Here is a 22,234-nt window from a genome sequence, read left to right on the forward strand (position 1 = left end):
CCAGACGTGGCACCAACCTTCCCCGGATGGGCGACTTCAACGAGTCGGTGGTGCTCGACGCCATCCGCCGGGTGCCCGAGGGGCTGAGCCGGGTCGAGCTGAGCGCGCTGACCGGCCTCTCCGCGCAGACCGTGTCCAACATCTGCCGTCGCCTGCTCAACGAGGGTCTGGCCCGGGAGGGCGGCACCACCAGTTCGGGCGCCGGCAAACCGCGCCGGTTGCTCCAGGTCAACGCCGAGGCGCGCTACGCGGTCGGTGTGCACCTGGATCCGGCGGTGGTCACCCTGGTCGTGCTCGATCTGCTCGGCAAGGTCGTGGCCCGCGCGCAGCAGCCCACCCCGGAGGCGGCCGAGCCCGACCCCACGCTGGCCGGGATGAGCGAGTCGATCAACCAGCTGATCGCCGACTCGGGGGTGCCCTCCGACCGCATCCTCGGCCTGGGCATCGCCGCGCCGGGGCCGGTCGACGTGGAGTCCGGGCTGGTCATCGCTCCACCCCAGCTGGCCGACTGGGGCCGGGTGCCGCTGCGCGACTATCTGGCCGGGGCGACCAAGCTGCCGGTGCTGCTCGACAAGGACGTGATCGCCGCGGCGGTGGCCGAGCGGTGGACGGGCGTGGCGGCCGACACCGGCAACTTCCTGTTCTTCTATCTGGGCACCGGTTCCGGCATGGGCCTGGTCGTCGACGACGTGGTGCTGCGCGGCTTCTCGGGCAACGCCGGCGAGGTCGGCGGGGTCTACGCGGCGTGCACGACCAGCGCGCTGGTGGGCGAGGCGATCGAGGAGGGCGTGCTGGGCGCCGAGTTCAAGCCGGCCGGCCCGCGCGACGCCGAGCAGAGCCTGCGCGAACTGTGCCGGCGGGCGGCGGCCGGCAACGTGACGGCCGGCGAGATCATCGACCGCTGGGCGGTGCGGGTCGGGCGTGGGGTGGTCGCCGCGGCGACGCTGGTCGACTCCGAGATGATCGTCTTCGGCGGGCCGATCTGGCCGCAGCTCGCCGAGCGGTTCCTGCCGGTGGTGCGGGGCATTGTGGAGAGCTCGCCGTTCGTCAAGAAGATCCACCCGACCGCGGTCACCACCACCGGGCTCGGCGTCGACGTGGGCGCGATCGGCGCCGCCTGCCTGGTGCTGGACCAGATGCTGGCGGTGCAGCCGCAGTCCCTGCTGCTCGGCTGAGGTCGCCGCGCGGCCGGCGCGTCCTGATCTGGCGCCGGAATGCCGATTCTTTTCGGCGAGATTCCCCGGTTTTTGCGTTGTTCACGTTCTTGACACAGTACATCGATTCGATTTAGGTTCGGGCGCAACGATGCTCGTCGATGTCACTCCCAATGTGGAGGTTCGGCTTCCGTGATGAGACTTCTGAAGCGCACGTGGCGGCCGTCGTTGGCCGTCCTCGCCACCTTGCTCCTGACCACCACGGCCGCGTGCGGCGGCGGTGACGACAAGAACTCCTCCGGCGCCAAGTCGCTGGTGATCTGGACCTTCAAGCAGTCGCACGTGAAGGCGCTGCAGCAGGTCGCGTCCGGCTTCACCCAGCAGACCGGCATCTCGGTCACCGTGCAGGCGTACACGCCCGACGACGCGTACATCACCAAGGTGCAGGCCGCGGCGAAGACCGGCAACCTGCCGGATCTGATGGAGGTGCACACCAACGGCGACGACCTCACCTTCGGCGCCGCCGGGCTGCTCACCGACCTGGCCAAGGACGTCGACCCCGGGTGGCTCGGCGGCTATCGCCCCGAGGTGCGCACCGACGGCAGCGTCACCCAGCAGTACTACCAGCAGTCGCTGGCCGCCGACGCCAAGACCAAGGGCATCAAGCTGGGCCAGCGGTTCAGCGTGCCGCTGACCATCGGCACGTTCGGCATCGTCTACGCCAACAAGCAGCGGCTCACCGCGGCCGGCATCACCACGGCGCCGGCCACGTGGGAGGACTTCGTGGCCGACCTGGCCAAGGTGAAGGCGAAGGACCCGGGCAACGGCGGCGTCAGCCTCGGGCTCAAGTCGCCGTCGACCGGGCTGGAGTGGTTCCTGCAGCCGATGGCGTACGGGCTGCTCGGCGCCGAGAAGTTCCACGCGCTGTGGGGCAAGGACGCCGGCACCAACTTCTCCTCCCCCACCGGCACCCAGGTGCTCCAGACGTACGGCCAGGTGACGCCGTACTGGATGCCGGGCACGCAGACCCTGGACATCGACGGGGCCGACCTCGCCTTCGCCCAGGGCAGGTCCACCTTCGACATCGGCGGCACGTTCACGCTGGCGTTCCTGGCCCAGAACGGGTTCGACCCCGGCAACGTGCTCGCCTTCCCGGTTCCCGCGCCGGCCAACGGCGCGGTCAAGAATCTCAGCCTCTCACCGTTCACCCTGACCGGGCTGTCCGTGTCGGCCACCACCAAGAACCGGGACGGCGCCGTCCAGCTCCTGAAATACCTGGCCGGGCACGATGCCTCGGCCGACTTCGCCAAGACCGCGCTCGACATTCCGCCGACCGACCTCGGATCCGACCCGAAGACCGCGGTCGGACCGGTGCTCGGCTCGATGATCGCGGCGTTCGGCTCCGGGCCGTCGGCCTACAACCCGGGCGACACCAGCTACCGGCCGAACGCCTACGACTCCGGTGACGTCGGTGCGGTGCTGATGAACTACACGCCGCTGAAGACGAAGTCCGCCCCGGAGACCGGCACCGCCCTCACCAAGCTGATCGACTCGTACTGGACCAAGCAGTGACAGCGGTGTCCACCGTGGTCGAGGGCCCGCCCGCGCAGGTGCCGGCCCCCGGCCGGCGCCGCCGCTACCGCCGGTCCGAGGTCATGTGGGGCGCCGCCTTCGTCGCGCCGGCCCTGGTGCTGTTCGCGGTGATGGGCGTCTACACCATCGCGTACGGGCTCGGGCTGAGCTTCGCGACCTGGAACGGGTTCACCCCGCACTGGGACTGGGTCGGCCTTCGCAACTACGCCGATCTTCTGTGGCGGGACCCGGTCTACGCGCCCGCGGTGCACGCGGCGGCGCTGAACACGTTCTGGGTGTTGCTGGCGGTTCCCGTGCTGACCGTGCTGGTGAGCCTGCCGCTGGCGCTGCTGCTCAACTCGGTGCGCCGGCTGCGGGCGGCGTTGCGCTCGGTGTACTTCCTGCCGTACGTGACCAACGGCATCGCGGTGTACTTCGCGTGGCAGTACATGCTGGAGCCGGACGGCGCGATCAACCTGCTGCTGCGCTCGCTCGGCCTCGGCAGCCTCCAGCAACCGCAGGGCTTCCTCGGCAACCCGGACACCGCACTGCCCACCCTGATCGTCGTCAGCGTGTGGACGGCGGTGCCGGTGTCGATGATGCTCTATCTCGCCGGTCTCCAGGCGGTCGATCCCACACTGATCGAGGCGGCACAGATCGACGGTGCCGGCCGTCTCCGCATCGCGCGCAGCGTCCTGTGGCCGCTGCTGCGCCCGATCACGGCGATCGTCGTGCTGCTCAACGTGCGCGACTCGTTGCAGGGCTTCCAGACGTTTCTGATCATGACCAACGGGGGCCCGGGCGACCACACCAACGTCCTCGGCCTCGAGGTCTACCGGCTGGCGTTCCTGAAGCTGCTCGCGCCGACCCTCGGGCTGGCCAGCGCGCTCGGCTGGCTGCTCTTCCTCGCCGCGGTGGTGCTGGCCGCGGTGAACGTACGGGTGCTGCGGAGGATCGCATGACCATGCGATCCGCGGTGGTCCGGGCCGTCGTCGGCCTGCTGCTTCTGCTGTACGCGGCGATCAGCCTCTACCCCTTCCTGTGGATGGTGTCGGCCGCGTTCAAGGATCAGCGCGAGGTGGTCGCCGGCGGCCATCTCATCCCGCACCGCCCGACCCTGCACACCATCGTCCAGACCTGGAACGAGCTGCACTTCTTCGACTACTTCGTGAACAGCCTCAAGGTGACCGGGCTGACCGTGGTGCTGGTCCTGATCGTCTACTCGATGGCCGGCTATGCCTTCGCGGTGCTGCGCTTTCCCGGCCGCCGGCTGCTGTACCGGTTGTTCCTCGCCCTGCTCTTCGTGCCCGCCGTGACGGTGCTGCTGCCGCTGGTCCTGCTGGAGAACAAGCTCGGCCTGCTGGGCAGCCACTGGGGTCTGATCCTGCCGTTCGTCAACGGCTCGGCCCCGCTGTCCATCCTGATGCTGACCAACGCCTTCGAGAGCGTCCCGGTGGAGTTGCGCGAGGCGGCCCTGATGGACGGCAGCGGCGAGGCCCGCATCTTCACCCGGATCTATCTGCCGCTGTCCCGGCCGGTGCTGGTCACCATCACGTTGCTGACCGCGATCCCGACCTGGAACGAATACCTGCTGACCCGGGTGTCGCTGAACGATCCGCAGACGTTCACGCTGCCCATCGCGTTGCAGAATCTGCAGTCCAGCGCGGTGCTGCACTACAACGTGCTGATGGCCGGCGCGCTGACCGTGGTCGTACCGGTCGTCGTGCTGTTCCTCGCCGCCCAGCGCTACTTCGTGAACGGCCTGATGGGAGCGGTCAAGGCATGAGAATCCTCGCCTTTTTGATGAGCGCCGCTCTGGTGCTACCCGTCGGGCCGGCCGCCCAGACGGCCGCACGGGCGGCCGGCCCCGAGATGTACCCGCGCGGGGTCGGCGCCGACCTGGGGCCCACGCCGACCACTCTGGGCGTCGACGTCCGGGCCGGCGACGACGCGGCCGGGCTGCGCACCGGCACGCTCGACGGCCGCGGCTACTGGCAGACCCAGGTCGCCGCGGGCACGAGCTATCTCGCCGTCACGCCGGCCGCCGACTACGTGGCCGGCGTCAGCGGCCGGCCCACGGTCGTCATGGTCACCTACTACGACCGTGGCACCGGCCACCTGACCCTGGGCACCGCGGGCGGAACCACGTCGACGGTCGCGGACCTCGGCGGCAGCGATACCTGGCGGTCGGCCGCGGTCGATCTCGCGCCGGGCGTTCTCGGCGAGCTGCACCTCGCCGGAGACGCCGGTGACGTGACCATCGGCCAGGTGCGCATCACCGTCCCCGGGCCGCGAGCCGACCTCGGCCCGGCCGTGCGGGACACCGGCTTGAGCCCCCGCGCCGGCGACGACCCGAGCGGACTCGTCACGGGAACCGCCGACGGCCGCGGATACTGGCAGACCAGCGGACCCGGCACGGGCTTCGTCTACGTCGACGTGTCCGACGCGTACGCCTACGACACCACCGACATCGTGCTGGTCAGCGTGGACTACTTCGACGCCGGCGACGGCCGGTTGTTCCTGCACTACGACTCCCCCGGCGACGAGCTGATCGACAAGTTCAAGCCGTCCGGGGCACTGTCCTATGGCGACACGCAGACCTGGAAGACCACGGACTTCGTGCTCGATGACGCCATCTTGACCAACCGCAGCAACGGGGCCGACTTCCGGCTCACCCACGAGGGCTCGGCGACCGAACTGCGGGTCGCCGCGATCCAGGTCACCGTCATCCCCCGCGTCCTGGACGTCAAGGCCGGACTGCGCGACCTGGTCGCCACCGCGGGCCTGGCGAAATACGCCGCCCGGGAGGGTGTCCGTGACGGGCAGCACCCGCGTGGCTCGATCGCGGCGTTCGGGGCCGACATCGCGGCGGCCCAGGCGGTGCTGGACGACGGCACGGCCACCGAGGCCGAGGTGCGGGCGGCCCTGACCGCGCTCTATCGGGCCGACCAGGCGTTCCTCGCGTCCGCGGTGGACACCGACCTCGCCCGGAACGCGGTGCTGACCGCGAGCAGCGGGGCCGCCGGTCTGCCCTGGACCAGTGGCAACGGGGGCCGGGGCGAGTGGCTGCGGGCCGATCTGGGATCGGCCCGGCCGGTCAACGAGGTGCTGGTGCGCTGGGGCGCCGGCTACTCACCCGATTACACGGTCGAGGTGTCCCGGGACGGGCAGGCCTACCGGGCGGTTGGCCACTCCGGCGCGACCGGCGCCTCCTCCCGCACCCGGTTCGCGACCACGACGGCACGCTACGTGCGTCTCACGCTGACCGGGTACGCGCCCGGCCGCACCAGCTTCGACGTGACCGGGTTCGAGATCCGGCACCAGCGCGACGTCCAGCCGAGGCCCGAACTCGTGCGGACGAAGTATCCGACCGCCGACGCGGTGATCGCCGACTTCCGCGTCGGCCCGCACGGCGCCGGAGACTCCACCGCCGCCATCCAGAGCGCGCTGTGGGACTGCTACGACGCGGGCGGCGGCACGGTCTGGCTGCCCGGCGGCACGTACCGGGTGACCGCCACCATCGAGGTCCCGGCGTTCTGCACCCTGCGCGGCGACCGCCGCGACCCGGATCAGGGACACGGCGACTACGGCACGGTCATCGTCGCCGACCTTCCTTCCGGCGACGACGGGCCGGTGCTGTTCCGGATCGGTGGCAGCGCCGGAGTCGAGGGCGTGACCACGTGGTACCCGAAGCAGAACGCGGCCGCGCCGGTGCCGTACAACTACACCTTCGAGATCACCGGCAGCGCCTGGGCGAGCGACGAGAACTACATGATGGCCACCGTCGCGGACGTCACCATGCTCAACTCGTACCGCGGGATCGGCATCAGCACCATGCGCGACGAGCGGGGCCGCCCGCCGGGGGTCGGGCAGACCCACGAGTCGGCGACCGTCCGCGACGTGCGCGGGACCGTGCTGCTGGCCGGCGCGGTGGCGTACAACGGGGCGGACGTCGGCACCTGGGACGACATCAGGTTCAGCAACGCCTACTGGACGCGGGCGCCGGCCCCGTACCACCCGCCGGCCCGCTCCACCGTGGACGCCTGGACCCGGGCCCACGGCACCGGCTTCGTGCTCGGTGACCTCGAGTGGGACCAGTTCTCCGGGTTGTCCGCGGCCGACTTCCAGGTCGGCATCCACGTGGTGGCCGGGCAGCGGGCCGACTTCACCGGCATATTCACCGGCACCCGGATCAGCCGCACCGGCACCGCGCTGCTGGTCGACCAGATCGACAGCCGGTGGGGCATGGCGATGGCGGGCGGCGAGTTGGACGGCGCGGTGACCAACAACGCGGCCGGCTACGTGAAGCTCGCCGGCACCGAGGTGACGGGCCCGGTCAGCGGGATCGTCGAGCAAACCGACGGCCCGGCCCCGGTCGCCGGCCCGGCCCCGGTGTCGACCCGGCCCGCGCGCGGCGTGCTCTACGACGGCTCGGCCGTCCCGCACGGCAACGGCTTCGTCCCGGCGCGGGACGCGACCCCGGCGATCCAGCGTCTGCTGGACCGGGCCGGGCGGGACGGCGGCGGCCTGGTCTATCTGCCGGCCGGCTGGTACCGGCTCGCCGGGCGGCTCGCGGTGCCGGCCGGTGTCGAGTTGCGCGGCGCCTCGCCGGTGCCCAACCGGGACGAGGACGGCCGCAGTGGCGGCACCGTGCTGATGGCCTACGCCGGCCGGAACACCACCGGCCCGGACACCATCACTCTGAAGGACCGGTCCGGGCTCAGCGGGTTGCGGGTGTTCTACCCCGAGAACAACCCGGCCGCCGCGGGCGGCCTGGTTCCCTATCCGTACGCCGTCCGCGGCCAGGGCTCCGGCCTCTACATCGTGAACGTCGGCCTGCCGAACGCGTGGAACGGCATCGACGTGAGCGACGCCAACCGGTTCCTGGTCCGCAAGGTGGACGGCACCTTCGTCCAGCACGGCATCCGCGCGGGCGGCGACGGTGGCCTGATCGACGGCGTGCTCAGCAACGGCAACACGTACGTCCGGACCGGCTTCTACCCGCCCGACTGGGTGCGCGGCGAAAACCTGTTCCCGCAGGTGATCGACGGCTACACCCGGGTGTCGGCCGACCTGGTCACGGTCGAGGGCGGCCACGTGTCGCTGCACGACGTGTTCGGCTACGGCCAGCACAACGGGTTGGTGGTCAACGGCGGCGAGGCGTACGCGGTCAACCTGGGCACCGACAACCTGGGCGGCGACGGCTACACCGTGAAGGTGGCCGCCGGCCGCGCCGATGTGGTGAACCTGATGCGTTACAACGGAAGCACCAGCATCGGCGCGGCTCAGTTGACGAATGTCATGGTCATCCCGTGACGGTGTTCAGTCGAGAACCTCGGTCACGGTCCCCGCTGCGACCGTGCGGTTCCCCTCCCGTACGGCAAAACCGAGACCCTCCTCGAGGGCGACCGGCTTGCCCAGGGTGACCGTCACCGCGTCCAGGGTGTCGCCCGGCATGACCAGGTCGATGTCGCCCAGGTCGAGGCCGCCCGACACGTCGGTGGTGTGGAAGTAGAACTGCGGCCGGTAGTTCTTCTCGAACGGCGTGTGCCGGCCACCCTCCTCCTTCGTCAGCGCATACATCCGGGCGACGAACCGCGTGTGCGGCCGCACGCTGCCCGGCAGCGCCACCACCTGACCGCGCTCGACCTGCTCGCGCTTGATCCCCCGGAGCAGGATCGCGGCGTTGTCTCCCGCCTCGGCCCGCTCGAGCGACTTCCCGAACGTCTCCAGCCCGGTCGCCACCGAGGTCAGCGTCTCGCCGAGGCCCACGACCTCGACCGCGTCGCCGACCCGCAGAGTGCCGCGCTCGACCTTGCCGGTCACGACGGTGCCGCGCCCGCTGATCGACAGCACGTTCTCGATCGGCATCAGGAACGGCACGCCCAGCTCCCTTTCCGGCACGGGAATGTACGCGTCGACCGCGTCCAGCAGGTCCACGATGGACCGCACCCATCGCGGGTCGCCGGACAGGGCCTTCAGCGCGCTGACCCGCACCACGGGCACCTCGTCGCCGGGGAACCCGTACTCGCTCAGCAGCTCCCGGACCTCGAGCTCGACCAGGTCGAGCAGCTCCGGGTCGTCGACCGCGTCGCTCTTGTTCAGCGCGACCACCAGGTGCGGCACGCCGACCCGCTGGGCGAGCAGCACGTGCTCGCGGGTCTGCGGCATCGAGCCGTCCTGGGCGCTCACGACGAGAATCGCCCCGTCGACCTGCGCCGCGCCCGTGATCATGTTCTTCACGTAGTCGGCGTGCCCGGGCATGTCGACGTGGGCGTAGTGGCGCTGCGGGGTCTCGTACTCGACGTGCGCGATCGTGATCGTGATGCCGCGGGCGGCCTCCTCCGGCGCCCGGTCGATGCCCTCGAACGCGACGTACCGGTTGGTTGCCGGGTCGCGGTCGGCGAGGACCTTCGTGATGGCGGCGGTGAGGGTGGTCTTCCCGTGGTCGACGTGCCCCATCGTGCCGATGTTGACGTGCGGCTTGGTGCGGACGAACTGGCTCTTGGCCATGATCTCTCTCGATCCTCACTGGGTGTAAGGGCATTGCCGGTGCGCGGGCCGTTGCCAGGCGGACCGCGCCAGAACCGCGCGTGGAGCAGCCACCCTTCCCCCGGGTTCTGCTGCTCGTGGGGAAGGGTCAGCTTCGCGTATCTGCTTTTGCGCACGCGGGAGCCACCGCAAAGGGCAGCTGCAGACCGAGCGCGAACATGACCAGCACGATAGTGATCAACGCTTCCGGGGTCGACCGAATTTCAGGCCCGCCGGATGTCGGCCAGCGGCGCCATCGCGATCCGCGGACGTTTCGCCGGGTCGAGCCAGTGCAGGATGCCGACCAGGTGGGCCCGGCTGACCGACACGCAGCCGGCGGTCGACCCACGCCCGTTGACGTGCAGAAAGATCGCCGACCCGCGCCCGATGCCGGACGGTCGTGACGTCACGTACTCACGGTGGGTCTTGTCCCAGCTGACCGTGGCCGGCGCCGGCCGGTTGAAGTCGATCACGACGGCGAACTGGTATTGGACCGGATAGGAGGAGAGGCGTTCCGACTGCCCCGTGCGCCAGGTGCGGCCGCTCACGGCCGCCGGTTCCCAGAGGTTGTACGTACGGGGATCGCGCCGGTCCCCCACCCAGTAGTCGTTCTTCCCGACCCGGCGGTACGGCAGTTTCGCCCCCGGGTCGGCCGCGAGCCCGAACGCGTCGGTGAGCGTGAACGTCCCGGCCGGAGTCGTCCCCGTCTCCTGCACCCTCGCGGCCGCCCACACCCACCCGCCGTACCCGATCCGGGCCGCCATCGGCGGCACCACCTCGCGCCACCCCGGCTTTTCCCGCTGATAGGCGTGCAAGGTGGCGTAGGTCCCCCCGGTCCCCACGACAACCAGCAACTGTTGCGCAGTCCCGACGTGTGTGAGGCGCGTGGGAAACCAGGGCGGCACCGAGGCATCGGCGGGCGCGCCCGTCAACAGCGCCGCAAGCAGGCCGACCAGAACGCCGAGGCGTCGCACCTTCCCACGCTAACCCGCACATGTGGACACCCGGCGAAGGATCGTCAGACCGGGCAGGCCGCCTTGCCGGCCGCGTCGCGCTGGCGTTGAATGCACCGGCCGCCGAGGTCGCGGCCGATGATGCCGAGGACGCACCGCACTGAACGCAGTCGCATTGCCGCCCACCGAACTGCCGTGACCACCCGCCGCGCGTCCGGGTGGGCGGGTCCCGGGGATAGTGGTGATCATGCCGACGACCCTTACCATCGCCCGGCGGCGGACGGCGCTTCTGCTGCTGTTCTTCGTGCCCGGGCTCGAGCTCGCCTCCTGGGTGAGCCGCACCCCGGCGGTCCGCGACCTGCTGCACGCGTCGACCGCCGAGATGGGCCTGGTGCTGTTCGGGCTCTCGGCCGGGTCGATGACCGGGGTGCTGATCTCGGGGGCGCTGATCACCCGCTTCGGCACCCGGCGGGTGATCACCGTGGGCGTCGGTTCGGTGCTGGCCGGGCTGCCGCTGGTCGGGATCGGGGCCTGGTTCGCGCAGAGCGTGCTCGTGGCGGCCGGGCTGCTGCTGATCGGGCTCGGCGTGGGCGGCAGCGAGGTCGCGATCAACATCGAGGGCGCCGACGTCGAGCGGATCACCGGCCGGGCGGTGCTGCCGACGCTGCACGGCTTCTACAGTCTCGGCACCGTGCTCGGCGCCGCCCTCGGGCTGCTGCTCGCGGCGGCCGGGTTTCCCGTGGTGTGGCACATGATCGGGATCGCCGCGGTCAGCGTTCCGGCGGCGGTCGTGGCCGTGCGCTGGATGGGTCCCGGCATCGACCGGGATCCCTCGCCCGTCGACGGCGCGGCGAAGGGCCGCCGGGTCTGGCGCGACTCCCGGCTGCTGCTGCTCGGGGTCGTGATTCTCGCGCTGGCCCTCGCCGAGGGTTCGGCCAACGACTGGCTGCCCCTGATCATGGTCGACGGGCACGGCCTGGCCCCGGCGCTCGGCTCGGCGGTCTATCTCGGGTTCGTCGCCGCGATGGCCGCCGGGCGGTTCGCCGGCGGCTGGTTCCTCGCCCGGTTCGGCCGGGCCGCGATTCTCGGCGGCAGCGCGGTCGTCGGCGGGGCCGGGCTGGCCGTGGTCGTCGCCGCCGACAACAACCTGGTCGCCGGGGCCGCCGTCGTGCTCTGGGGCCTCGGTGCCGCCCTCGGCTTTCCGGTCGCCCTCTCCGCGGCCGCCGACTCGGGGCCGGGCTCGACTGCCCGCGTCTCACTGGTCGCCTCGATCGGCTATGTCGCCTTCCTCGCCGGGCCGCCCGCGCTCGGGCTTCTCGGCAACCACTACGGGCTGCGCGGCGCGATGGTCCTCGTCCTGGCGTTCCTCGCCGTCGCGGCGGCCGTCACCCCCGCCCTGCGGGCCGGCCGGGAACTCTCGTCTACCACGTGAAGGCCCGGCCCCGGGCGGTGCTCGTGACCGTGCGGCCCTCCCGGACGTAGCGGTAGGCCATCACGACGGAGTACTGGTGGCCGCGGGGCGGCGACGCCGAACCGGGGCCGCAGTTGGCGGTGGCGGCCTCGTTGCCGCCGAACGACAGGCTGTCGCACGTCTTCGGGCCGGCCACCGTGTGACCCGAGCCGGTGTCCTGCAGCGAGATCGAGATGCTGCCGGTCGCGCCGCCTGGTGCGGTCAGCGAGGCCTGGTAGCGGATGTCGCGGCCGAGCATCTGGCACGGCCGGGGCGCGAGCGGGGTTTTGCTGCCCAGGTCGAAGGCGAAGCCCTGGCTGCACTGCCACGGGCCGTACGGCTGGGCCTCGGGCCGGGCCGGCCGGGCGGCGGCGCGGCGGGCGGCGGGGTGCGTGGCGCGTACGGAAGACGAGGGTGACCGCTCCGCCTGGAGTGACCCCACCGTGCCGTCGGCGTGGGCCCGCGACGCCGCCGGCCCTGGGCTCGCCGCCGTGCGCGGCGTCGCGTGATGGGAGACCTTGGCCGCCGGAGTGGTCTGCGCATGCGGGCTCGCCAGGCCGTCGCGGCCGGTGTCGCCGTGGCCGAAGTTCCAGGCCGTGGTCGCGACCGCCGAGGCGAGCATGGCCAGCGCGATCACCGCCATGGTCGCGCCGGGCCGGGCCCACCGCCAGCGCGGGGCCTGGTTGCGGGGCTGTTTCGGCTCGCGCGGGGCGGGGACGACCGAGATCGCCGGGTTCGGCGACGCGTCGGGGAGCGCCGATTTCGACAACGACCCGGAGACCGGCGGGTTCGGCTCGATCCGCGGCCCGGCCGGCGCCGGAAGGGCGGGCCAGTCGCCGGTCTCCTGGGCGAGGTCGGAGAGGTCGGCGACCAGTTCGGCGGCGCTCGGCCGCAGGCGCGGTTTGAGCGCCATACAGGCCATGATCGCGTCCCAGTACCCCTCGGGGATGCCGGGCGGGCGGGCCGGTTTGCCCTCCATGTGCCGGCGCATCAGGTCGGGGATCGAGTCGCTGTCGTACGGCGGGCGCCCGGTGACCATCTCGTAGAGCAGCACGCCGAGCGCGTAGACATCGGTCGCGGGCGAGGTCGACGGGCTGTGGAACGCCTCCGGCGACATGTAGTGGGGTGTGCCCACGACCGCGTTGGGCGTGGTCATGCTCGGCGTGTTGAGGATGCGCGCGACGCCGAAGTCGGTCAGCCGGGTCTCCAGCCGGCCCGACTCGGCCTGCAGCAGGATGTTGTCCGGCTTGAGGTCGCGGTGCACCACGCCGAGCTCGTGCGCCTCGGCGAGGGCGGCCGCGACCTGCGCGGCGAGCCGGGCCGCCTCGCCCGCCGGCACGGTGTGGTGCCGGCGCAGGTGGTCGCGCAGGCTGCCGCCGCTGACCAGGTCCATCACCAGGCCCAGGGTCTCGCCGACGCTGAACAGGTCGCGCACCCGCACCACGTTGCGGTGCCGCAGCATGAGCAGGATGGTGCGCTCCTGCACGAAGCGGGTCACCAGCTTGGGCTGCCGGAGCAGGCTCTCGTGCAGCAGCTTGATCGCGACCGGGTGCCCGGTCGAAAGATCAGTACCTCGCCAGACCGTACCGGTGGCTCCCTGGCCGATCGGTCGTTGAAGGATGTACGAGCTGCCGACGTGCCGCCCACTGAGATCCAGGGTCGATGCACCGCCGGATTCCGCGCGGGCGTTGGTGCTCGTGCGATCCTTGGTCACTCGGATTCCCTCCAGTGTCAGCAATGCACCGGAATACTGCTGTTTGTCCGGATAGGATGGCAAGCTTTAGCGCCCGAGTTCGCACCTTCGGTAGGAGTCCCCGAATTCGCGTCACCTCAGCCGCCCCGGTCTCGTTCGACGCGACAGAAACACCGGTTGCATTCCTGGCGAACCGGCCCCGCGCCCCCCACCGGGCACGGAATAGTGACGACATGGGTGTCATGGCTTACCCCCTCCGGTACGCGCTCGCCGACCTGGCCCTGGCCCTCAGCCGGGCCGCCGATGACGCCGCCGAGGTGCGCTCGACCGCGGCCCGGGCGGCCGCCGACATGATCGGGGACGGCGCCGGCGTGCAGATACTGCGCGACGACGGCCGCTACGAGGCGATCACCTACCACCACATCGACGACGAGCGGTCGGCCACGCTCGGCCGGGTGCTCGACCACGCCGGCCGGCTGCCCGACGACGACTTCTCGACCACGCTGGCGGCCAGCCGGCGCCCGATCGTGCTGGCCGGCGACGGAGCCTCACCCGTCGGCGACGGCGAGCACCCGGTCCACGCCGCCGTGCTCTGCCCGGTGATCGTCGACAACACCTACGCCGGCTACCTGGTGCTGACCCGGGAGACGCCGGGCGCCTTCTACTCCACCGCCGAGGTCGAACTGGCCCGCGACATCGCCGGCGAGCTGGCCCTGGCCATCTCGAGCGCCCAGGCGATGGAACGCCTGCGGGCGAGCGAGGAACGCTACCGCCGGGTGCTCGAGACGATCCCCGAGGGAGTCCTCCAGCTCGACCGGGACGGCGTCGCGACGTACGCCAACGAGCCGATCGGCGTCGTCCTCGGCCTCCCCCGGGCCCAGCTGGTCGGGGTCTCGCTGCGCGGCTTCCTCGACGACCAGGGACAGAAGGAGCTCGCCCGGCGGCTCAACGAGTGCCAGGCCGGCCGCTCGACGGTCGGCGCGACCCGGCTCATGCGGGCCGACGGCTCCCGGCGCAGCGTGCGGATGAGCATGATGCCGCTGATGGACGACCACGGCCGGTTCAACGGCGTGGTCTGCATGATCACCGACACCACCGACCACATCGACGCCCGCGGCCTCAAGCGCCAGCTCGACCACCTGCGCCGGCTCGACAGCCTGGGCCAGCTGATCGGCGGCATCTCGCACGACTTCAACAACCTGCTCACCGTCGTCGCCGGCTCGGCCGACATGATCCTCACGACGACCCCCGAGAACGAACAGCATCATCAGCTGGCCAGAGACATCATGGAGGCCGTCTCGACCGGGCGGACCCTCACGCACCAGCTGCTGGCCTTCGGCCGCAGCGACGGCAACCGGCCGGAGATCATCCCGATTCCCGACCTACTCACCGACGTCCAATCGCTGTTTTCCCGTACGCTCGGCGAGCACATCGGCCTCGACCTGGCGTTCGGAGCCGACGTGTGGCCGGTTCGGGCCGAGCGCGGGCCTCTGGAGCAGGCGCTGGTCAACGTGGCGGCGAACGCCCGCGACGCGATGCTGCACGGCGGCATGGTGCGGGTGGCGGCGACCAACGAGGTGCACGAGGCCGGCGCGCCACCCCAGGGGGCACCGGCCGGCCGGGTCGTCCACCTGGTCATCACCGACACCGGCAGCGGCATGAGCGACGAGGTGCGGCAGCGGGCGCTCGAACCGTTCTTCACCACTCGCCCGACCGCGGCCGGGCTCGGCCTGGCCACCACGGCCGGCATCGTGCAGGGCATCGGCGGCCACATCGAGCTGGAGTCACAGCCCCGGATCGGCACGACCGTGCACCTCTATCTCCCGGCGGCCGAGGAACGCACGGCGGCGGCCGGCGAGCGGCAGGGCGCCCCCGCGGTGATCGGCCGGGTCCTGATCGTCGAGGACCAGCCCGAGGTCGCCCAGCTGGTGCAGCGGCTGATCGAGCCGGCCGGTTACGTGATCACGGTGGCGACCGACGCGCTGACGGCGGTCACCCAGGTGGCGGCCGGGGCGCATCCGGACCTGCTGATCACCGACGTGGTGATGCCGACGATGACCGGGCCGGAGCTGGCGTCGGCGCTGCGTACGCACCACCCGGATCTGCCGGTGCTCTACATGTCGGGCTACACGGCGGCGTCGCTCGGGCCGCAGCTGACGCTCGACGAGAACAGCATGCTGATCGAGAAGCCGTTCACCCGGTCCACTCTGCTGGGCGCGATCCGTACGCTGTGCGGGCCGCAGCCGCCGCGTACATGAAAGAGGCGTGAGCGAACCGCTCACGCCTCTCTCATCATCTTTTCCCGCGTGTCAGGCCATGCGGCGTACGACGTAGTTGCTGCCGTAGATCTTGTGCTTGCCGACGCGGGCTCCCGTGTGCGGGGAGTCGTACATGTAGCCGTTGCCGGCGTAGATCGCGGCGTGGTAGCCGTACGAGCCCGAGCGGAAGACGATCAGGTCGCCGACCTTCTTGCTGCCCTTGCTGACGGCCTTGCCGTAGTGCTGCTGCGAGTTCGCCTTGTGCGGCAGCTTCTTGCCCACTGCCTTCTTGTAGACGTACATGGTGAATCCGGAGCAGTCGAAGCGCTTGGGCCCGGCCGCGGCGAACTTGTAGAGCGCGCCCGTGTGCTTCTTGGCCTCCGCGAGGACCTTGGCCCCCTTGTTGACCTGCACCTTCACGTAGAGCCGCTTGGCGTAGCCGGCGTTGAGGCCGCTGTTGCCGTAGAACTCGGTGCGGAAGTAGCCGTTGACCCCGGGCTTGGCGTAGAGCGTGGCGTAGCCGTTCTTGCCGATCGGCGTGGACGACCAGTTGTTCCACTTGCCGTTCCGGTACGCCTGGACGCGTACGCGGCCCGACGTGACGACCTTGCCGGTCTTGGGGTTGATGACCTTGGTGGTCAGCCGAACTCGGGAGCCCAGGGAGACGGTCGAGGTGTTGACCGAGTCGATGACCTTGGGCGTGACCTTGGCGACCGCGGCCTGAGTGACGACGGGGGTGGCGGCGTTCGCCGCCGTCGTCGTCATCAGCTGGCCCGCGCAGAGGCAGAGACCAAGGGACAGCGCGGCGGTGCCGGTGCCGACGGACAGCCGTCGAGGCCGGCTCAGGGTGTGCTGAGGCACGGTAAGGGAATCCCTCCGGCACGCCTGCGAGGTTAGCTGTCGGGTTCGGGCGGGAAGGTGTGCCCGGTCGCGTTGCCGCGACTTCACCCCGAGGTTGCTCCGTTGCCCGCCACCGGAGCGGGTGGCGCGGAGCGGACCGGCTGTCTCTCTCGAGAAGCTGTGGGTCCCCCGTCCCTGCCCCCGTATGCCTTTGTGGTCGTGCGTGCAAAGGTCGCGTCGTCCGACCCGGGGCAGGGCTCGGCGTGAGCCTGGGCGGCGCGACCGGCGAGCGGATGCCCACCGGCGGAAACCTTCCTATCCGAATTTTTTGATGATCGTCGGGCGCCATTTGGTGACTTTCCGTAATCGTTGATCGAGGCGTTGTCCAATTTGCCATCGACCGGGAACATTTGCCGCGACATTCCGTAGGTGCCCGACTACTTCTTGTTGAGAATTCGGCGTGAACCAGAACACACAATTACTCCATACAGGATTGTCTATTCGAGTCGAAAATCCCTCTACCGGCGGAAACACGGTCACCCGTTCGGCGAAGGTCGATTCCGTACCCCATCCGCCCCGCCGACAACTCGACGTAACCTCTGATTCCGGTACCCTCGCTGGCGTGACGGACCAGAAATTGCCCCTGCGCGCCAAGGTCGCGACCTCGGTGTCGAAGACCGCGGCGGCGCTCTCCCGGGCCGCGGGCCGCGGCGACGGCTCGGTCATCGGCGGCTGGATCGGTCTCAAGATCGATCCGGAACTGTTGACGCACCTGGCCACCGGGCGGGCGATCGCGCTGGTGTCCGGCACCAACGGCAAGACCACGACGACCCGGCTGACCGCCGCCGCGATGGAGGTGCTCGGCCCGGTCGCGACGAACTCGTTCGGCGCCAACATGCCGACCGGGCACACCTCGGCCCTGGCCAAGGCCGGCTCGACGCCGTTCGCGGTGCTCGAGGTCGACGAGCACTACCTGGCCCGGGTGATCGAGGAGACCAACCCGCGGGTGGTGGCCCTGCTCAACCTCTCCCGCGACCAGCTCGACCGGGCCAAGGAGGTGGCGATGATGGCGCAGATGTGGAAGACCGCGCTCGCCGCCCACCAGGACGTCAAGGTCGTGGCCAACGCCGACGACCCGATGGTGGTCTGGGCGGCCAGCGGCAGCCCCTACGTGGTGTGGTTCAGTGCCGGCCAGCGCTGGCACGACGACTCCTTCGTCTGCCCGCAGAGCGGCCACCCGATCGAGCGCCACCAGGGAGACTGGTGGTGCACCGGCTGCCCGCTGCGCCGTCCTCGCGCCCACTGGCAGGTCGAGGAGGAGGGTGTCGTCGACCCGCGCGGCGACTGGCACCTGGTCAAGCTCCAGCTGCCCGGCACGGTCAACATCGGCAACGCGGCGACCGCGCTGGCCGTCGTGGCCGAGTTCGGCGTCCACCCGCTCAAGGCGTTGCCTTACCTCGCGACCGTCACCTCGATCGCCGGGCGGTACGCCCAGGTCGACCGTGAGGGGCGCAACATCCGGCTGCTCCTGGCGAAAAACCCGGCCAGCTGGCTCGAGGCGTTCGACATGGCCGAGATCGCGCCCACCCTGCTCTCGATCAACGCCCGCGACCCCGACGGACTCGACACGTCGTGGCTCTACGACGTCGACTTCGCGCCGCTGCGCAACCGTCCGGTGCTGATCACCGGCGACCGCGCGTACGACCTCGCGGTGCGGCTCGAGGTCAACGGTGTGCCCTTCCGGCACGTGACCAGTTTCGACCAGGCGCTGCAGGGTGTCCCGCCCGGGCGCCTCGAGGTGATCGCCAACTACACGGCGTTCCAGGACATCCGATCGGAGTTGGACCGTGTCAACTGAGTCCCTGCGGATCGTGTGGATCTACCCCGATCTGCTCTCGACCTACGGTGACCGGGGCAACATGCTCATCCTCGCCCGAAGGGCCCAGATGCGGGGCATTCCGGTCGAGGCGTACGAGATCCGGTCGGACCAGCCCATGCCGTCGAGCGCCGACATCTACCTGATCGGCGGCGGTGAGGACGGCCCGCAGGCCCTCGCCTCCCAGCGGCTGATCGCCGACGGCGGCCTGCACCGGGCGGTCAACCAGGGCGCGGCGGTCCTCGCGATCTGTGCCGGTTATCAGCTGTTCGGCCATTCTTTCTTCGCCAAAGGCGCCAAATGTCCGGGGCTCGGTCTGCTCGACCTCTACTCCGACCGGGGCGAGACCCGCGCGGTCGGCGAACTGCGGGGCGACATCGACCCGCGGCTCGGGCTGCCCGCGCTCACCGGCTTCGAAAACCACGGCGGCCGCACCCACCTGGGGCCGGGCGTCTCCCCGCTGGCCCGGGTCACCGCCGGCATCGGCAACGACAACCAGACCGAAGGCGCATGGCACGGCAAGATCCTGGGCACCTATTCCCACGGGCCGGCGCTCGCCCGCAACCCAGCTATAGCCGATCTGCTACTGCGCTGGGCGATCGGCGCGGATAGCCTTGCTCCCGTTGACGACACATGGGCCGACCGGCTCCGCGGGGAACGCCTCGCCGCGGCGAGCGCCTGACAAGCAGAGACCATGACCGACAATGAGTTAGGGCGGTAAGCCTGCATGACGGACACCCTGATCGCGCCTTCGCTTCCCTCGACCGCCCCCGCTTCGGTGGGCTCGCCGATGGGATGGAAGCGCCGGCTGATCCGGTTCGCCGTTCTCGGTGTCGTGGTCGGTGGCCTCGCGTTCGCGGCGGCCGTGCTGCCACTCCGCGAGATCGGTGACGCCGTCATGATGCTGGGCCGCACCGGCGCCGCGGTCGCCATCGCGGTGGTCGGCGGCCTGCTGCTGTCGGTCATGGTCCCCCGCACCGCCATCACGATCGCCTGCGGCGCCCTGCTCGGCGCGGCAACCGGCGCGGCGGCCGCCCTGGCCGCCGCCGTGATCGCCGCGATCGCCACCTACTACGCCGGCCGGTGGGCCGGGCGCGGCGCGCTCAAGGCCAAGTCGGGCAGCAAACTCGCCCGCCTCGACGGCTGGCTCGACCGCCGCGGCCTCTCGGCGGTGCTCCTGGTGCGCCTGCTGCCCCTCGCACCGTACGGCCTGGTCGGCTACGCCTACGGCACGACCAGCGTGTGCCGCAAGCGCTACCTGCTCGGCACCACACTCGCGGCGATCCCGTCGGCCATCTCGTACGCGGTGATCGGCGCCGCGGTCACCAAGCCCCACGAGATGAACCCGCTGACCCTGGCCCCGGCCCTCGTCGGCTTCGCCCTCACCACGGCGATCGTCTGGCGCTGGAAGCGGTCGGCCCGCCGCCCGGCCGCCCCCGTCGCCGCCTGATCCTCTACGGCTTCCCTACGGCCGGATCCGTAGCATGACCGGGTCGTGGGCCGGGTCGCTGGGCACGAAGCTGGCCCGGGCGTAACGGACCCACTCGTTGCCCAGCCAGTCGATGCCGGTGGCCAGCTCGCTCCGGTCGGTGCCGGCCGGCAGCGTCGGCAGGGCGACCTCCCGGAGCGTCTTTCCCGTGCTCACATCCATGATCAGCACACGTTGCGACCAGTCCTTGACGGTTCGGTAGGTCACCAGCACGGCGGCCTTCCGGTTGTCCGGCGAGAGCGCGAAATAGGCGTCGGTGCAGTTGCTGACGACCGGCCGGAGAACGCCGACCCGCTCCCCCGTGCCGGCATCCTCGATGTCGGCGGAACAGGTCGGGCCGCCCACCGCCGGCCAGCTGAGGATCCGGGACGCGGTGGCCTGCATCCCGTAGTACGGCAGAGCGAAGCCCTTCTGGCCGACCGCCGGCCTCAGCACGGTCCACCGGCCGCTGCGGATGTCGTAGCGGTTGAGGACGACGTGAGGGGCCTTCATGTCCTGGAACGCCCACCAGAACAGGGTGGTCGCGTTGCCGGTCATCGGCATCAGGCGCTGCGCGAACTCGCCGGTGCTCTCCCAGACCTTGGCCGCGACCCGGTGCGACGCCACAGCGCGGCCGGTGGGGTCGAGCACCACGACCGCCCGGTCGTAGAGGCCGCTGACGTCGGACGCCGGAGCGCTGCCGACGGCGGCGAGGCCACCGCCCTGGATCGGGGCCGGCCCCATGGACGCGCCAAGGGGGAGCCCGAACCCCCGGGGCGGGTCACCGGCCGGAACCACCACGTTCCGGCCACCGACGGTTCGCAGTTGTCCCGCGACGTCGCCTTTCGCTCCGGGGACCTCGGCGGCGGAGCCGTAGTCGGTGATCTTCGGCGGCTGGGGCCGGTCCGCCCAGAGCCCGATCGGTTGCCCGCCGACCAGCCCGCCGTCGGCGACCTCGGGCACCAGCCGGGCGTGGACGAACGGATAGGACGCGCCGAGCGCGAGCACGACGCCGGCGGCGACCGCGCGTACGGCCCGCGCCCGGCGCCGGATCCTCCGGGCCCGGGTGTAGACCTCGGCGCGGTCGAAGGGCCGGGCCGGAGCGTTGGCGGCCCCCGTACGCACCGCGTCCTCGAGTTCCGGCGGCAGAGGGATCTCGGTGGTCATCGGTTCTCCTTGCTCAGGTCGCGGCGCAGCGCGGTCATCGCGCGGGACAACCGGCTGCGCACGGTCCCCTCGGCGACGTGCAGGACGGCGGCGGTCTCGGCGGTCGACAGGCCGAAGAGCACCCGGCAGACGACGACGGCCCGGGCGTCGACGCCGAGCCGGGCCAGGGCGGCCACCGCCTCGGTGCCGTCGGGTTCGGGTGGATGCACGACCGGCAGGCCGTGGCCGGTCTCGGGCAGGATCCGCTCCCGCCGCAGCTTGCGGCGCCACGAGGTGGCCCAGTTGAGCCCGACCCGGAAGACCCAGCCGCCGGGATTGTCGGTCGTCGCCACCTGCCGCCAGCGAATGAAGGCCCGGGCCATCGCCTCGTCGGTCGCCTCGCGGGCCAGGTGCGAGTCGCCGAGAGTGACCGCCAGGGCGCGGTAGACCCGGTCGGCCGAGGCGGCGTAGAAGCCCTCGAAGGAGTCCGCCGCCACGCCCTCGGTGCCCGGGCCGGCGGCGGTTTCAGTTCTCATGCCGGATACACGCGCGAGCGGCCCGGTTCGCTCCCGACCCTTTGTCAGCGGGGTTTGATCTGGCCGCCGAACTGGGCGATGCGGCCCTGCTCGTCGAAGGTGATCTCGATGGTGGAGCCGTCGGGGTGGCGGGCCGACATCCGGCCGCCGCTCTCGTCGAGGGTCCAGCCCTGCTGGGTCAGGAAGGACCCGGCCACCGTGCGGTGCGGCAGCGGCCATGTCTGAATCACCTGGCTGAGCACGGTGATCACGCGCTCCGGGGCGACCGGCGTCTCGGGCACACCCTCGAGGTGGAAGAACAGGGCGCCGCCTTCGTAGGGGCCGCGGTAGTAGGGCCGGCCGGTCAGTCCGGACGCGACCAGGGCCAGCTTGGCGCCGTCGGCCCGTTCGAGCGGGAAACTGCGCTCGGTCAACTCCGCGACTCCGGCCTGCTCGCCGTAGTCACGCAGCCAGCCGCCCAGGTGCAGCAGCGCCGGCGGCAGGTTGCTCTCCGCGTTGGCCCACGCCCACAGCCACGTGCTGTCGCGGTGGCTCTCGGTGCCGAGCAGCTGGATCGCGAAACGTAGATCATCGCCGAAGGTGGCGTATCCGGCGGACAGGTCGACCGACCAGTTCCGCTCCCCGATCAGGTCGGCGAGCGCCACCTGCCGGGCCATCGCACTGGCTACGTGCTGGGCAAACAGATCATCGAACGACACCCGACGCAGTCTGCCACGGTTGATCAACCGTGGCAGACTGCCCGGCGGCTCAGACGACG

At 71.1% G+C, this 22,234-nt stretch carries 17 protein-coding genes and 1 riboswitch; of the genes, 10 read left to right on the forward strand and 7 right to left on the reverse strand.

The genetic code is table 11. From position 1 onward, the window contains the following. Window positions 1-26 precede the first annotated feature (26 nt). The 5 genes from AB0M88_RS31295 (at window position 27) to AB0M88_RS31315 (ending at window position 8,042) form a co-directional block, all read left to right on the forward strand. Entirely contained in the window at window positions 27-1,175 is a 1,149-nt protein-coding gene (locus AB0M88_RS31295) for an ROK family protein (protein ID WP_364108632.1), read from the forward strand. A 174-nt stretch (window positions 1,176-1,349) separates the two neighbouring features. After that, window positions 1,350-2,726 (forward strand): extracellular solute-binding protein, encoded by a 1,377-nt coding sequence (locus AB0M88_RS31300; RefSeq protein WP_364108635.1) that lies wholly within the window; start codon window positions 1,350-1,352, stop codon window positions 2,724-2,726. Window positions 2,727-2,731: 5 nt separating this feature from the next. Next, window positions 2,732-3,688, forward strand: a complete 957-nt coding sequence (locus tag AB0M88_RS31305; RefSeq protein WP_364108637.1) for a sugar ABC transporter permease — start codon at window positions 2,732-2,734, stop codon at window positions 3,686-3,688. Beyond that, window positions 3,685-4,512 carry a carbohydrate ABC transporter permease gene (locus AB0M88_RS31310; RefSeq protein WP_364108639.1) on the forward strand — a complete coding sequence of 276 codons (828 nt, stop codon included), beginning with the start codon at window positions 3,685-3,687 and terminating at the stop codon, window positions 4,510-4,512. The genes AB0M88_RS31305 and AB0M88_RS31310 overlap by 4 nt, the downstream gene beginning before the upstream one ends. After that, a complete protein-coding gene (locus AB0M88_RS31315; RefSeq protein WP_364108641.1) occupies window positions 4,509-8,042 on the forward strand; it encodes a glycosyl hydrolase family 28-related protein in 3,534 nt (1,177 codons plus the stop codon). Before AB0M88_RS31310 ends, AB0M88_RS31315 begins: the two co-directional genes overlap by 4 nt. A gap of 6 nt (window positions 8,043-8,048) precedes the next feature. Here the strand turns inward: AB0M88_RS31315 and tuf are convergent, their stop codons facing one another. Beyond that, window positions 8,049-9,239, reverse strand: a complete 1,191-nt coding sequence (gene tuf, locus AB0M88_RS31320) for an elongation factor Tu (RefSeq protein ID WP_364108643.1) — start codon at window positions 9,237-9,239, stop codon at window positions 8,049-8,051. Between the two features lie 242 nt (window positions 9,240-9,481). Then, a complete protein-coding gene (locus tag AB0M88_RS31325; protein ID WP_364108645.1) occupies window positions 9,482-10,231 on the reverse strand; it encodes a L,D-transpeptidase family protein in 750 nt (249 codons plus the stop codon). Between the two features lie 226 nt (window positions 10,232-10,457). Between AB0M88_RS31325 and AB0M88_RS31330 the strand changes: the two genes are divergently transcribed. Further along, complete coding sequence (locus AB0M88_RS31330; RefSeq protein WP_364108647.1) at window positions 10,458-11,642, forward strand: MFS transporter; 1,185 nt, start codon at window positions 10,458-10,460, stop codon at window positions 11,640-11,642. Here AB0M88_RS31330 and AB0M88_RS31335 read toward each other — a convergent pair. Beyond that, window positions 11,632-13,374 carry a protein kinase gene (locus AB0M88_RS31335; RefSeq protein WP_364108649.1) on the reverse strand — a complete coding sequence of 581 codons (1,743 nt, stop codon included), beginning with the start codon at window positions 13,372-13,374 and terminating at the stop codon, window positions 11,632-11,634. The genes AB0M88_RS31330 and AB0M88_RS31335 overlap by 11 nt on opposite strands. Window positions 13,375-13,595: 221 nt before the next feature. On the opposite strand from AB0M88_RS31335, the gene AB0M88_RS31340 reads away from it, so the two are divergent. Beyond that, complete coding sequence (locus tag AB0M88_RS31340) at window positions 13,596-15,611, forward strand: response regulator (protein WP_364108651.1); 2,016 nt, start codon at window positions 13,596-13,598, stop codon at window positions 15,609-15,611. A 51-nt stretch (window positions 15,612-15,662) separates the two neighbouring features. Here AB0M88_RS31340 and AB0M88_RS31345 read toward each other — a convergent pair whose 3' ends face one another. Continuing rightward, window positions 15,663-16,472 (reverse strand): NlpC/P60 family protein, encoded by an 810-nt coding sequence (locus tag AB0M88_RS31345; RefSeq protein ID WP_364108653.1) that lies wholly within the window; start codon window positions 16,470-16,472, stop codon window positions 15,663-15,665. 6 nt (window positions 16,473-16,478) lie between these two features. Then, a riboswitch (cyclic di-AMP (ydaO/yuaA leader) is annotated at window positions 16,479-16,609 on the reverse strand. 479 nt (window positions 16,610-17,088) lie between these two features. On the opposite strand from AB0M88_RS31345, the gene AB0M88_RS31350 reads away from it, so the two are divergent. Genes AB0M88_RS31350 through AB0M88_RS31360 form a run of 3 tightly spaced genes read left to right on the forward strand, consistent with a single transcriptional unit; the run spans window position 17,089 to window position 19,777 of the window. Beyond that, complete coding sequence (locus AB0M88_RS31350; protein ID WP_364108666.1) at window positions 17,089-18,309, forward strand: MurT ligase domain-containing protein; 1,221 nt, start codon at window positions 17,089-17,091, stop codon at window positions 18,307-18,309. Beyond that, window positions 18,299-19,009, forward strand: a complete 711-nt coding sequence (locus AB0M88_RS31355; protein WP_364108655.1) for a glutamine amidotransferase — start codon at window positions 18,299-18,301, stop codon at window positions 19,007-19,009. The genes AB0M88_RS31350 and AB0M88_RS31355 overlap by 11 nt, the downstream gene beginning before the upstream one ends. A 45-nt stretch (window positions 19,010-19,054) precedes the next feature. Next, entirely contained in the window at window positions 19,055-19,777 is a 723-nt protein-coding gene (locus AB0M88_RS31360) for a VTT domain-containing protein (RefSeq protein ID WP_364108657.1), read from the forward strand. A 15-nt stretch (window positions 19,778-19,792) separates the two neighbouring features. On the opposite strand, the gene AB0M88_RS31365 is transcribed toward AB0M88_RS31360, so the two are convergent. The 3 genes from AB0M88_RS31365 to AB0M88_RS31375 are packed head-to-tail and all read right to left on the reverse strand — an operon-like array spanning window position 19,793 to window position 22,175. Further along, entirely contained in the window at window positions 19,793-20,962 is a 1,170-nt protein-coding gene (locus AB0M88_RS31365; RefSeq protein ID WP_364108660.1) for a hypothetical protein, read from the reverse strand. Then, the gene (locus AB0M88_RS31370) at window positions 20,959-21,477 is read right to left on the reverse strand and encodes a sigma factor-like helix-turn-helix DNA-binding protein (RefSeq protein WP_364108662.1); all 519 of its coding nucleotides are present in this window, start codon (window positions 21,475-21,477) and stop codon (window positions 20,959-20,961) included. The genes AB0M88_RS31365 and AB0M88_RS31370 overlap by 4 nt, the downstream gene beginning before the upstream one ends. Before the next feature lie 44 nt (window positions 21,478-21,521). Then, window positions 21,522-22,175 carry a DUF6882 domain-containing protein gene (locus AB0M88_RS31375; protein ID WP_364108664.1) on the reverse strand — a complete coding sequence of 218 codons (654 nt, stop codon included), beginning with the start codon at window positions 22,173-22,175 and terminating at the stop codon, window positions 21,522-21,524. Window positions 22,176-22,234: the final 59 nt, after the last annotated feature.

It is taken from the genome of Actinoplanes sp. NPDC051411 (genome assembly GCF_040682075.1).
GTDB lineage: Bacteria > Actinomycetota > Actinomycetes > Mycobacteriales > Micromonosporaceae > Actinoplanes.